At 71.5% G+C, this 11959-nt stretch carries 10 protein-coding genes; 7 read left to right on the plus strand and 3 right to left on the minus strand.

Annotated features, from left to right (window positions below; translation table 11 throughout):
* The first annotated feature begins 1 nt into the window (after position 1).
* Positions 2-688, plus strand: a complete 687-nt coding sequence (locus tag L2K70_RS07000) for a GNAT family N-acetyltransferase (protein WP_236400721.1) — start codon at positions 2-4, stop codon at positions 686-688.
* Between the two features lie 53 nt (positions 689-741).
* On the opposite strand, the gene L2K70_RS07005 is transcribed toward L2K70_RS07000, so the two are convergent.
* Positions 742-1884 (minus strand): ThuA domain-containing protein, encoded by a 1143-nt coding sequence (locus L2K70_RS07005; protein WP_236400723.1) that lies wholly within the window; start codon positions 1882-1884, stop codon positions 742-744.
* Between the two features lie 102 nt (positions 1885-1986).
* On the opposite strand from L2K70_RS07005, the gene L2K70_RS07010 reads away from it, so the two are divergent.
* The 6 genes from L2K70_RS07010 to L2K70_RS07035 all read left to right on the plus strand — a co-directional run bounded on the left by L2K70_RS07010 (position 1987) and on the right by L2K70_RS07035 (position 10662).
* Entirely contained in the window at positions 1987-3159 is a 1173-nt protein-coding gene (locus L2K70_RS07010) for an ROK family transcriptional regulator (protein ID WP_236400725.1), read from the plus strand.
* On the plus strand, positions 3156-3680 hold the full coding sequence (locus tag L2K70_RS07015; RefSeq protein WP_236400727.1) for a DUF6886 family protein: 525 nt from the start codon (positions 3156-3158) through the stop codon (positions 3678-3680). Before L2K70_RS07010 ends, L2K70_RS07015 begins: the two co-directional genes overlap by 4 nt.
* Before the next feature lie 20 nt (positions 3681-3700).
* Positions 3701-4663, plus strand: coding sequence for a DUF2332 domain-containing protein (locus L2K70_RS07020; protein ID WP_236400729.1), 963 nt, complete (start codon positions 3701-3703; stop codon positions 4661-4663).
* Between the two features lie 180 nt (positions 4664-4843).
* Positions 4844-8401 (plus strand): DNA polymerase III subunit alpha, encoded by a 3558-nt coding sequence (gene dnaE / locus L2K70_RS07025; protein ID WP_236400731.1) that lies wholly within the window; start codon positions 4844-4846, stop codon positions 8399-8401.
* On the plus strand, positions 8398-8913 hold the full coding sequence (locus L2K70_RS07030) for a hypothetical protein (protein WP_236400733.1): 516 nt from the start codon (positions 8398-8400) through the stop codon (positions 8911-8913). The genes dnaE and L2K70_RS07030 overlap by 4 nt, the downstream gene beginning before the upstream one ends.
* 78 nt (positions 8914-8991) lie before the next feature.
* Complete coding sequence (locus L2K70_RS07035) at positions 8992-10662, plus strand: DUF3352 domain-containing protein (protein ID WP_236400735.1); 1671 nt, start codon at positions 8992-8994, stop codon at positions 10660-10662.
* A 7-nt stretch (positions 10663-10669) separates the two neighbouring features.
* On the opposite strand, the gene L2K70_RS07040 is transcribed toward L2K70_RS07035, so the two are convergent.
* Both L2K70_RS07040 and L2K70_RS07045 read right to left on the minus strand, forming a co-directional pair.
* Entirely contained in the window at positions 10670-11200 is a 531-nt protein-coding gene (locus L2K70_RS07040; protein ID WP_236400736.1) for an aminoacyl-tRNA deacylase, read from the minus strand.
* Between the two features lie 17 nt (positions 11201-11217).
* Positions 11218-11883 (minus strand): LON peptidase substrate-binding domain-containing protein, encoded by a 666-nt coding sequence (locus tag L2K70_RS07045; protein WP_236400739.1) that lies wholly within the window; start codon positions 11881-11883, stop codon positions 11218-11220.
* Positions 11884-11959 lie beyond the last annotated feature (76 nt).

Here is an 11959-nt window from a genome sequence, read left to right on the forward strand (position 1 = left end):
TGTGGCGCTGCGGACAGCCACCAGCGCGGACCTCCCCGTCCTCGCCGAGGTGCACCTCGCCTCACGCGCAGGAGCAGGTGCGGCCTTCCCGCCCGACGTCCACACCGCGGACGAGTGCCGTGCCTGGGTCGCGGGATGGGACCTCACGCAGTACGACGTCAGGGTGGCCGAGCTCGATGGCCGGGTCGTCGGCTACACCCGCACGACCCCGACCTGGCTCGACGACCTCTACGTCGTCCCGGACGCCCAGCGGAGCGGCGTCGGCGCCCGGCTCCTCCGAGCGGTCCTCGCCGACCACCCGGACGGCATCGGCCTCTGGGTCTTCGAGTCCAACCGGCCCGCGCGGGACTTCTACGCCCGCCACGGCTTCGTCGACCTCGAGCGCACCGACGGCTCGGCCAACGAGGAGAAGGCCCCCGACATCAAGATGGTGTGGCCGGGCCGGGACCCCTTGGCGTTCTTCCGCTCGATGATCGACGAGGTCGACCTGGTCCTGGGCGACGTCCTCGCGCGGCGCACGGCGCTCACCCGCGCGGTGCAGTCGGTGAAGCTGTCGGCCGACCGCGACCCGGAGCGCGAGGCGGAGATCACCCGCCGCGTCGCAGCGGTCGTGCCCGAGCTCGGGCACGACCGGGTCTCGCGCATCGTCGACGTGATCATCCGCGAGTCGCTCGACGCCTCCCGCTAGGCGCACGACCGGCCACGTCCTGGTGGACGTGGCCGGTCGCTCAGGGGGACGGGTCAGAACCCGATGAGTCCTCGCTGCCACTCCAGGAGGTCGTTGACCTTCGTGACGAGGGTCCGGTCCTGCAGGCCGTGGGCCTTGCCCCGTGCCTGCTCGAGGATGCTCGCGGCCTTGGCGTGGTCACCAGCATCGGCTGCCGCCTTCGCGGCAGCGAGGTAGTCGGCCACGTCGCCGCTGAGCTTCACCTGGCGGTTGCCACCGGCGCCGGCCGCGGCGTTGATCTTCGCGACCTCGGGCCAGGTGACGCAGTTGCCGCCGCCCTCGACGACGCCCGCGGTCCACTCGATCCCGCCGAGCAGGTGCGCGAGGAACAGCGGGTCGGTGTAGGAGGACTCGACGTGCCCGGCGCCCTCGTACCAGGAGCGACCGCCCTCGAAGTTGTGGCACCACGCGATCGGGTGGTCCGCGCCCATCCGGCCGCTGCCGGGGTTGTACGTCGACTCGTCGAGGGTGAGCAGGACGTGCACGTCCGGGCGCGGGTTGGCGGTGAAGTTGTACCACTCGTCGAAGCGCGACCACGCCTTCGGCAGCATGACCGTGGACGGGTGCGTCGGGCTCTCGACCCGCATCGTGGCCTGCTGCTGGGCGGGGTGGTTGCGGAAGCGGGCCGAGCCGCCGGTGAGCTTGCTGAACCACGGCACGGCGTGCATCTCGTCGGTCGCCGCGTGCAGGCCGACGAAGCCGCCGCCCTGCCGGATGTAGCCCTGGAACGCCGCGAGCTCGGCGTCGTCGAGGGTGCGGGGGAGGGCCGCGTTGCCGCTGTTCGTGCCGTCGACGGGCGAGGCGAACATGATCGTGGCGTACTGCGAGAGCGACTCGGTGCTGGTGAACGGCGTCGAGGTCAGCGACAGCTCCGGCTGGCCGGCTGACTTGCCCGGGATGGGCGGGTCCCACACGTCGACGGTGAAGCCGTGCTCCTGGCCGAGCTCGATCACGGCGTTGGTGGTCTCGTCGATGTGCGAGTGGCGGAAGCCGTAGGTCTTCGCGACGACGAGCACCTTGTAGGGCGCGGCGGCGGACGTGGCCGTGGCACCGGCCGCGGGGTCGGTCTCAGCGCCGGCGGGGGCGAAGGTCGCACCGCCGAGCATGAGGGCACCGGCGCTGAGGCCGGAGGCGAGGAGGGTGAGTGGTCTGTTCACGAGAGCCCTTCCGAGGAATTGTTTGGGACAAGAACAAATTGCGGTGTCACGCACGCTAGGTGACGTACGTCACTGCGGTCAACGGTCTGCGAGGATCGCGGGGTGAGCTCCTCTGCCGGGTCGGGTGACCGCGCGACGCCTGCCGTCCGGCTGGGGAGGACCACGTCGGCGGTGCGCCAGCACAACCTGGCGGCCCTCCTCGAGCGGCTGCACCGCGGTGGACCGGCATCGCGGTCCGAGCTGGGTGCCCGCACCGGGATCAGCCGCTCGACGGTCGCGGACCTCGTCCAGGAGCTGGTGGCCCGAGGACTGGCCACGGAGGCCGGCAGCTCCACCCGCAGCGGTCCGGGTCGCCCGTCACCGGTCGTCTCGGTCCGGCCCGAGGGCGCCGTGGTCCTCGCGGTCGAGCTCGGCGTGGACTCGGCCACCGTCGCCGCGGTCGGGCTCGGTGGGGTCGTGATCGGAGAGTCCCAGGAGGACCTGGCCCCGGTGCGGCCCACGCCTGCGGCGACCCTCGACCTGGTGGCACGGTCTGTGCAGTCGCTTGCCGGCGACCTGCCCGAGGGTGCCGTCGCCGGCGTCGGCGTGGCGGTCCCCGGGCTGGTCCGGAGGTCGGACGGCTTCGTGCACCTCGCTCCCAACCTGGGGTGGCGCGACGTGCCGGTCGGGGCACTGCTGGCTGAGCGGCTGGCCCACCTCGGCCACCCCGGGCTCGACGTCCTCGTCGCCAACGAGGCGGACCTGGGCGCGCTCGGTGAGCACCGGCGTGGAGCGGGCCAGGGGCACGACAACCTGGTCTTCGTCTCCGGCGGCATCGGCATCGGTGCCGGGCTCATCCTGGACGGTCGCCCGATGCTCGGAGCCGCAGGCTACGCCGGGGAGGCCGGCCACATGCTGGTCAACCAGGCGGGTCGGGCCTGTTCGTGCGGCAAGGTCGGCTGCTGGGAGACCGAGGCGGGGGAGGACGCCCTCCTCGGGGGCGCGGGCGGTACGACGGTCGACCCCGCCGCCGCGGTCTGGCTCGGGGTCGGCGTGGGCAACCTCGTCAACCTGCTCAACCCCGACGTCGTCGTGCTGGGTGGCTGCTACGCGCCGGTGTTCGACGAGATCGCCCCCCACGTCGCCGAGGGCATGGCGTCCCGGGCACTCACCCAGAACGGCGCTGCCGCCCACGTCGTACCCAGCGCCCTGGGGCGTGCAGCGCAGCTGCACGGGGCTGCCGAGCTGTGCCTGGCGGACACGCTCGCGAACCCGACGCTGCGGCGCCGGTCGTGATCGCACTCCCGGCGCCCGGCGAGCTGCTGCACTTCAGCGAGGACCCGTCGATCGTGGCTTTCGTGCCGCACGTGGCCGCCACCGCCCAGCAGCCCGAGGCCTACGTCTGGGCGGTCGACGCCCTCAACAGCCCCTGCTACTGGTTCCCCCGACAGTGCCCGCGCGTGTGCTCCTGGGACCCCGCCGGGAGCGGGCCGCGCGTGCACGCCGTCGAGCAGCGGTGGCTGCCCACGATCCGCTCGACCACGCTGTGGTCCTACCGCTTCGCCGCGGACGACTTCGAGCCGTTCGGCGAGCGTCCGCATGCGTACGTCGCCACGCACCCGGTCGAGCCGCTCGGGCCTCCGGACCGGGTCGGCGACCTCGTGGCGCCGCACGAGCAGCACGGCATCGAGCTGCGGGTGCTGGCCGAGCTGGAGCCGTCGTTCACGCAGGTGCGCGAGCGCGGGCTCGAGTTCTCCGGCATCCGGATCGGCAACGCTGGCATCGGGCCCGACGGCCCCTTCCCGACCCGGCGGTGACCGGCAGGCAGGATGGTCGTGTGCTGCTCCATGACGACGTGATCGAGGAGTACCGCGACTTCGCCGCCTACGCGGCCGGCGACTCGCCGTGCTTCGAGGCGTGGGCGCTCGGCGTGACCGAGGACCCGGAGGTGCTCGCCTGGCTGGGCACGCTGCCGCCGATCAAGCGCCAGCCCAACCTGGTCTTCGCCGCCGCCCGCTGGCACGGTGCTCCCGCGCCCGGGTCGTACGACGACCTGCGCCGGGTGCTGCTCGGGCGCGAGGCCGAGGTGCGCGCCACCGTGATGGCGCGGGCGACGCAGACCAACGAGGCGGGCCGGCTCGCCACGCTCGTGCCGGTCCTCGCGCTCGTCGACGGACCGCTCGCCCTGGTCGAGGTGGGGGCCAGCGCCGGGCTGTGCCTCTTCCCGGACCGCTACGACTACGACTGGCCGCCGGCGGGCGAGCTGAGGGCCAGCGGTGGCCCGGTGCTCACCGCCACCGCGACCGGGCCCCTGCCGGTGCCCGCCCGGCACCCCGAGGTCGCGTGGCGCGGAGGTGTCGACCTCAACCCCCTCGACGTCGCGGACCCCGAGGCGATGGCATGGCTGGAGAACCTGGTGTGGCCCGAGCAGGACGAACGGCGCGAGCGCCTGCGCGCCGCGACGGAGGTCGCCCGGCGCGAGCCGCCCCTGCTCCGGCGCGGGGACCTGTTCGAGCACCTCCCGGCCCTGCTGGAGCAGGCCGCCCCCCACGGCACCCCGGTCGTCCTCCACTCGGCCGTCATCGCCTACCTCGACGAGCCCGCCCGCCGCCGGTTCCACACGCTGATGGCGGACCTCGTGGCGGCCGGACGCTGCCGCTGGGTGAGCAACGAGGGGCCGCGGGTGCTGCCCGACGTGACCGGTACCCTCTCCGTCCCGGCCGGCCGGTTCGTGACCGCGCTGGACGGCTCACCGGTGGCGCTCAGCCACGGTCACGGCCACGCGATCGACTGGCTCTGACGGCGTCGTGGACGGGTTGTCGTCGGGCCGGAGGACGCGTCGAGTGTCTTGTCGGTGGGGCCGTGCAGACTGACGTAGGCTGACTGCTCTTCCCCCTCTGTGATCGACCACCGACTGACGAGTCGAGCAGTCAGCAGTCCCCGTCAGCGACCCTTCCTGAAAGGTGCGGAAGTCTCCTCCATGTCGGCCGTTGCCCCTGACAGCTTCGTGCACCTGCACGTCCACACCGAGTACTCCATGCTCGACGGGGCCTCGCTGCTCGACGGCCTGTTCACCCGCACCAGCGACCTGGGCATGCCGGCCATCGCGATGACCGACCACGGCAACCTCCACGGCGCCTACGACTTCTACAGCAAGGCCAGGCGCCACGGCGTCAAGCCGATCATCGGCATCGAGGCCTACATCACCCCCGGCACGCAGCGCGGCGAGCGCCGCCGTGTGCGGTGGGGCCAGGGCGACCTCGCCGAGGAGGGCGGCAACGACGTCGCCGGCGGCGGCGCCTACACCCACATGACGATGTGGGCCGAGACGACCGAGGGCATGCACAACCTGTTCCGGCTCTCGTCGCGCTCCAGCATGGAGGGCTACTTCTACAAGCCCCGCATGGACAAGGAGATCCTCGCCGAGCACAGCACCGGGCTGATCGTCAGCACCGGCTGCCCGAGCGGGGCGATCCAGACCCGGCTGCGCCTCGGCCAGTACGAGGAGGCGGTCCGCGAGGCCGGCGAGCTGCAGGACATCTTCGGCCGCGACAACGTGTTCCTCGAGCTGATGGACCACGGCATCGACATCGAGAAGCGGGTGCGCGACGACCTGCTGCGGCTCGGCCGGGAGATGGGGATCCCGCCCATCGCCACCAACGACTCCCACTACAACAACCCCGAGGACGCGGCCGCGCACGACGCCCTCATCTGCGTCGCGTCCGGCAAGCGGCTCTCCGACACCAACCGCCTCAAGTTCGACGGCGGCGGCTACTACATCAAGTCCGCCGCCGAGATGCGCGCGCTGTGGGCCGACCGCTTCGGCATGCCCGAGGCGTGCGACAACACCCTCGCGATCGCCGAGCGCTGCGACGTGGAGTTCACCGAGTCCACCGGTGGCTACATGGCGCGTGCCGACGTGCCGGCGGGTGAGACCGAGGAGAGCTGGTTCCGCAAGGAGGTCTGGCGCGGCATCGAGGCGCGCTACCCCGGTGAGAAGACGACCGACGAGGTCCGCGAGCGCGTCGAGATGGAGCTCGCGGTCATCTCCCAGAAGGGCTACTGCGGCTACTACCTCGTGGTCGCCGACTTCATCAACTGGTCCAAGGACCACGGGATCCGGGTCGGCCCGGGTCGCGGCTCGGGCGCCGGCTCCATCGCGGCCTACGCCCTGCGGATCACCGACCTGTGCCCCCTCGAGCACGGCCTGTTCTTCGAGCGCTTCCTCAACCCCGAGCGTCCGTCCATGCCCGACTTCGACATCGACTTCGACGACGCCCGCCGCGGCGAGGTCATCGCCTACGTCAGCGAGAAGTACGGCGCCGAGCGCGTCGCCCAGATCGCGACGTTCGGGCGGCTCAAGGCGAAGGCCGCGATCAAGGACGCCGCCCGGGTCCTCGACCACGGCTTCGCGATCGGCGACCGGATCACCAAGGCCTACCCGGCCGACGTGATGGGCAAGGGCGTCGCGCTCAAGGACATCTTCAACACCGAGCACAAGCGCTACAACGACGGCGGCGAGTTCCGCGCGCTGCACAGCCAGGACCCCGACGTCCGCACGATCTACGAGACGGCGGTCGGCCTCGAGGGCCAGATCCGCAACTGGGGCGTGCACGCCGCGGGCGTGATCATGTCCAGCGAGCCGCTGATCGACATCGTCCCCATCATGTCCCGCCCGCAGGACGGGGCGGTGATCACCCAGTTCGACTACCCGATGTGCGAGTCGCTGGGGCTGGTCAAGATGGACTTCCTCGGCCTGTCCAACCTCCGCATCCTCGACGACGCGATCGCCAACATCCAGGTCAACCGTGGCGAGACGGTCGTCCTGGAGGAGCTCGGCTTCGAGGACCGCGCGACCTACGAGCTCATGGGACGCGGCGACACCCTCGGTGTCTTCCAGCTCGATGGTTCGGGCATGCGCTCGCTGCTGCGCTCGCTGCAACCCGACGCCTTCGCCGACATCACCGCCGTCAGCGCGCTCTACCGGCCGGGCCCGATGGGCGCCGACTCGCACAACAAGTACGCCCGCCGCAAGAACGGCCGCGAGCCGATCGAGCCGATCCACCCGGCGCTCGCGGAGGCGCTGGAACCCGTCCTGGGGGAGACCTACGGCCTGATCGTCTACCAGGAGCAGGTCATGGCGATCGCGCAGGTGCTCGCCGGCTTCACGCTCGGCGCCGCCGACAACCTGCGCCGCGCGATGGGCAAGAAGAAGAAGGAGGAGCTCGACAAGCAGTACGCCGGCTTCCAGGCCGGCATGCTCGAGCGCGGGTTCCCCCAGGTCGCCATCGACAAGCTGTGGGAGATCCTGCTCCCGTTCTCCGACTACGCCTTCAACAAGTCGCACTCCGCCGCCTACGGCGTCATCACCTACTGGACCGCCTACCTCAAGGCCAACTACCCGACCGAGTACATGGCGGCGCTCCTCACCTCGGTGAAGGACGACAAGGACAAGATGGCGATCTACCTCAACGAGTGCCGCCGCATGAAGATCCAGGTCCTGCCGCCCGACGTCAACGAGTCCCACGCCGACTTCACGCCGGTCGGCAACGACGTACGGTTCGGGCTCACGGCGGTCCGCAACGTCGGCCACAACGTCGTCGCCGGCATCGTCGCCGCGCGCGAGGAGAAGGGCCGCTACGCCGACTTCAACGACTTCATGGAGAAGGTCCCCGCGCTGGTGTGCAACAAGCGCGTCGTGGAGTCGCTGATCAAGGCGGGCGCCTTCGACGACATGAAGCACAAGAGGCGCGCGCTGGCGGCGGTGCACGAGACCGCGGTCGACCAGTTCGTCGACCTCAAGAAGAACGAGGCCATCGGCCAGGACTCGCTCTTCGGCGGGCTCGGCGACGACGACGCCGGTTTCGGGGTGAGCGTGACCATCCCCGACATCGACGACTGGGACAAGATGACGCTGCTCGGCCACGAGCGCGAGATGCTCGGCCTCTACGTCTCCGACCACCCGCTGCTCGGCCTCGAGCACGTGCTCTCGCAGGGCACCGACTGCACGATCGGCCAGCTGCTCCTCGACGAGGAACGCGCCCACGGCTCGACCCTCACCGTCAGCGGTCTCATCACGTCGGTCCAGCGCAAGATCACCAAGCGCGGCGACCCGTGGGCGACCATCACGCTGGAGGACCTCGACGGTGCCATCGAGGTGCTGCTGTTCCCGAGCGCCTACACCCTCGCCTCGACGCTGCTGGTCGAGGACGCCATCGTGCGCATCAAGGGCCAGCTCTCGCGTGACAAGGACCAGCCCGAGCTGCGCGCGCAGGAGGTCACGGCGCCCGACCTGACGCACGGCCCCACCGGTCCGGTCGTGATCAGCCTGCCGTCCACCCGGTGCACGCCACCGGTCGTGGCCCAGCTGCGCGACGTCCTCGGCACGCACCCCGGCATGACCGAGGTCCAGCTGCGGCTGCTGACCCGCAGCTCCACCAAGGTGCTGCGGCTCGACGACAACCTCCGGGTCACGCCCAGCCCCGCCCTCTTCGCCGACCTGAAGCAGCTGCTGGGGCCGGGATGCCTGACCGGATGAGCGTGCGGCACCTCGCGACGATCGTGGTCGGCTTCCTGGTGGCCGGCGCCGGCGGAGGCCTGCTCTGGGAGCGCCTGTCCGACCCGACCGCGGGGCTGACCTACCAGGACCAGTGGTACGTCGAGCCCGCCGGGCCCGACGTCGCCTTCCAGTCGGTGGCGATGTTCGTGCTCGTCGCGTTCCCGATCGGGTTGGTCCTCGCCGTGCTGGCCGGGCTGTGGCGCGACGGCGAGACCGCGACCGTCGTCACCGTGCTCGTCGCCGCGACTGCCGCGGGCCTGGTGATGTACGCCGTCGGCAGCTCTCTCGGACCGCCCGACCCGCAGGCGCTCGCCGCCGGCAGCCCCGACTACACCCCTCTCCCGGGCCACCTCGGTCTGACCGCCCCGGACCGCGGGCGGACGCCCTGGATGTCGACCGCGCTGGTGGCCTTCCCGGCCGGCGCGATGACTGGTCTGGTCGGGATGTACCTCTTCGGCGCGGAGGGGTTGGCGCGGCGCTCGCGTGGGTAGGCTGCTCGCGACCGATCCACGATCCAGCTGGCCGTCCCGAGCCGTTCGGGACACGCACGACGGGGGAGCACCACTGCCATGACCACGACACCGGGGAGCCCGGAGTACCTCGACGGGCCCCACGACGGGCAGGGCGGCTGGTCCGGCTCCCCCCACGCGGGCGACCACGACCCCGGCAACGACAACCGCAAGCGCCTGATCGCCGTCGGCGCGCTCCTGGTGGGCGGCGCCGTCGTGGCCGGTGGCGCCTGGGCGGCGACCAGCTTCTTCGCGACCGGCGCCCAGCCGGCCGAGGCCCTGCCCGACTCGACGATCGCCTACTTCGGCGTGGACCTCGACCCCAGCGGTGGCCAGAAGATCGAGGCCATCAAGATGCTGCGCAAGTTCCCGGCGTTCATCGACAAGGTCGACCTCCAGACCGACGACGACCTCCGCGAGCGGCTGTTCGAGGAGATCACCTCCTCCGGCGAGTGCGAGGGGCTCGACTACGCCGCCGACGTGAAGCCGTGGCTCGGCTCGCGGGCCGCGATGGCCGCCGTCGACCTCGGCGAGGACCAGCCGACCCCGGTCGGGGTCGTCCAGGTGACCGACTCCGGCAAGGCCGAGGACGGGATGACGAAGCTCGTCGAGACGTGCGGTGGCTCCGGCGACGGCGCCGACGGCGCGAGTGACGCCGGCGGCTGGGTCGTCGACGGCGACTGGATGGTGATCGCCGAGACCGAGGAGATCGCGCAGCAGGTCGTCGATGCCGGCGACGACGGCACGCTCGCCGGCAGCTCGGACTTCGACCGGTGGACCGGCGAGGCCGGCGACGACGGCTTCATGACGATGTACGTCGCCAAGGCGGCCGCGCAGTACCTCGACGAGGCGGCCGGCATGGGCTCGATGCTGGGCGGCATGCCGATGGACGGCTCCGGGATGACGGGCGACGAGCAGGTGCCCCCGGAGCTGCAGGAGCTCATCGACAAGTTCGACGGTGCGGCCGCGACGGTCCGCTTCGACGACGGCGGTGTCGAGGTCGAGTACGCCATGTCCAACTGGCAGGAGGACATGACCCAGTACATGGAGACCGACGCCGGCGCCGACATGATCGGCGACCTGCCCGCGGACACGATCGCCGCGTTCGGCTTCGGCCTGAAGGAGGGCTGGGCCGACGCCCTGCTCGACTACCTCAAGACGAGCATGCCCGACGAGGCCGACACCATCGACGAGCAGCTCGCCCAGTTCGAGAGCGAGACCGGCCTCGCGTTCCCGGAGGACGTCGAGACCCTGCTCGGCGAGGGCGTGACGATCTCGCTGGGCAGCGGCGTCGACCCGGACGCGATCACCAACGGCGGCCCCGGCGAGCTCCCAGCCGGCATCCGGATCAAGGGTGACCCTGACGAGATCCGGTCGGTGCTCGACAAGATCTCCGACCTGGCCGGCCCGGAGGCCGCGGAGTTCCTGAAGGTGTCGGAGGGCGACGGGTACGCGGTCATCGCCCTCTCGGACGACTACCGCAGCACGCTCGAGAGCGGCGGCGACCTCGCCGGCAGCGACGACTACTCGGAGGTCGTCGAGGGCGACGAGGCCCAGACGGTCATGTACGTCAACTTCGACAGCGACGACGACTGGCTCGTCCGTCTCGTCGGCGAGGTCGGGGGCGAGACCGAGGTGGCCGACAACCTCGAGCCCCTCTCGGCCTTCGGCATCAGCGGCTGGGTCGACGGCGACGTCGTCCACGGCGTGGTCGAGCTGACGACCGACTGACCGGCGATCAGCGACCGATGGTGGCGGTCACCGCGCCGGTGATCGCCACCAGGTCGGCGGGGGCGAGCTCGAGGTCGAAGCCCCGCCGCCCGCCCGACACCAGGATGGTCGCGTGGTCCAGGGCGCTCGCGTCGAGCACGGTGGGGTGGGCGCGCTTCTGGCCGACCGGGGAGATGCCGCCGGCGACGTAGCCGGTGGCCCGCTCGGCGGCCGCCACCTCGGCCATCACCGCCTTGCTGCCTCCCAGCGCGCGGGCGAGGGCCTTGAGGTCGAGCTGGCCGGTCACCGGCACGATCCCGACGACGAGCTTGCCGTCGAGCGAGGCGAGCAGGGTCTTGAACACCCGCGACGGGTTGACACCGAGCGCCACGGCGGCCTCGGTGCCGTACCCTTCGTGACGGGCGCTGGGCGCCCTCCTCAGGGACCGATCGGTCACGAGGGCGTCGTGCTCGTAGGCGCGCACCTCGTAGGAGATGCCGGCGGCCGCGAGCGCGACCGTGGCCGGCGTCCCGCCCGCCGCGCGGGACTTCTTCGCCACGTCGACCCCGGCCGACGTCAGTTGGGGGACCAGGCCGTGCGGGCGACCTGGGTGGCGGGCAGTGACGGGATGACGTTGATCGCGCGGAGCTCCTCGGTGAGCAGCCGGGTGACCAGCTCGAGCCGCTCGGTCGCGTCGTCCGCCTCGAGCAGCGACTGGCGCTCGGCCATCGGCAGCGGGGTCAGCGCCGACAGCGTCCACGCCAGGTAGTCGGGGTCGCGGGGGAGGGTGCCGCTGAAGGGATCGCCCTGCAGCTCGGTCATCGCGGCCCGGAAGGCGGTGAAGGTCGCCCGTGCCTTGTCGAGCACCTCGTCCGGCACGTCCACCTGCGGCTCGGGGAGCACGGCGACGACGCCCTGTGGGAACTCGGACCCGCGCTGCATCTCCTCCAGCATCAACCGCTCGCGCGCGACGGCGACGATGTCGAAGGTGCCATCGTCGTTGCGGTCGACCTCGGTCAGCTGCAGCACGCACCCGACGCGGTAGACGGACTGCGCGCCGTGCTCGCCCACCTCGTAGCCCTCGCGGATGGCCACCGTCCCGAAGATCCGCTCGGCCGGGTCGTCGACCTCCATCAGGTGTCGCACGAGCATCCGGTAGCGGTCCTCGAAGACGTGGAGCGGCACGCTCATCCCCGGGAACACCACGGTGCTCAGCGGGAACATCGGCAGCTGGTCGCTCACGTGACCTACCTAACCACCCGCGTCCACGAGGCACGCGCGAGTTCGGGCCGACCCGCCGACGAACCTAGAATCGGGC

This window comes from Nocardioides potassii (assembly GCF_021648885.1).
Classification (GTDB): domain Bacteria; phylum Actinomycetota; class Actinomycetes; order Propionibacteriales; family Nocardioidaceae; genus Nocardioides; species Nocardioides potassii.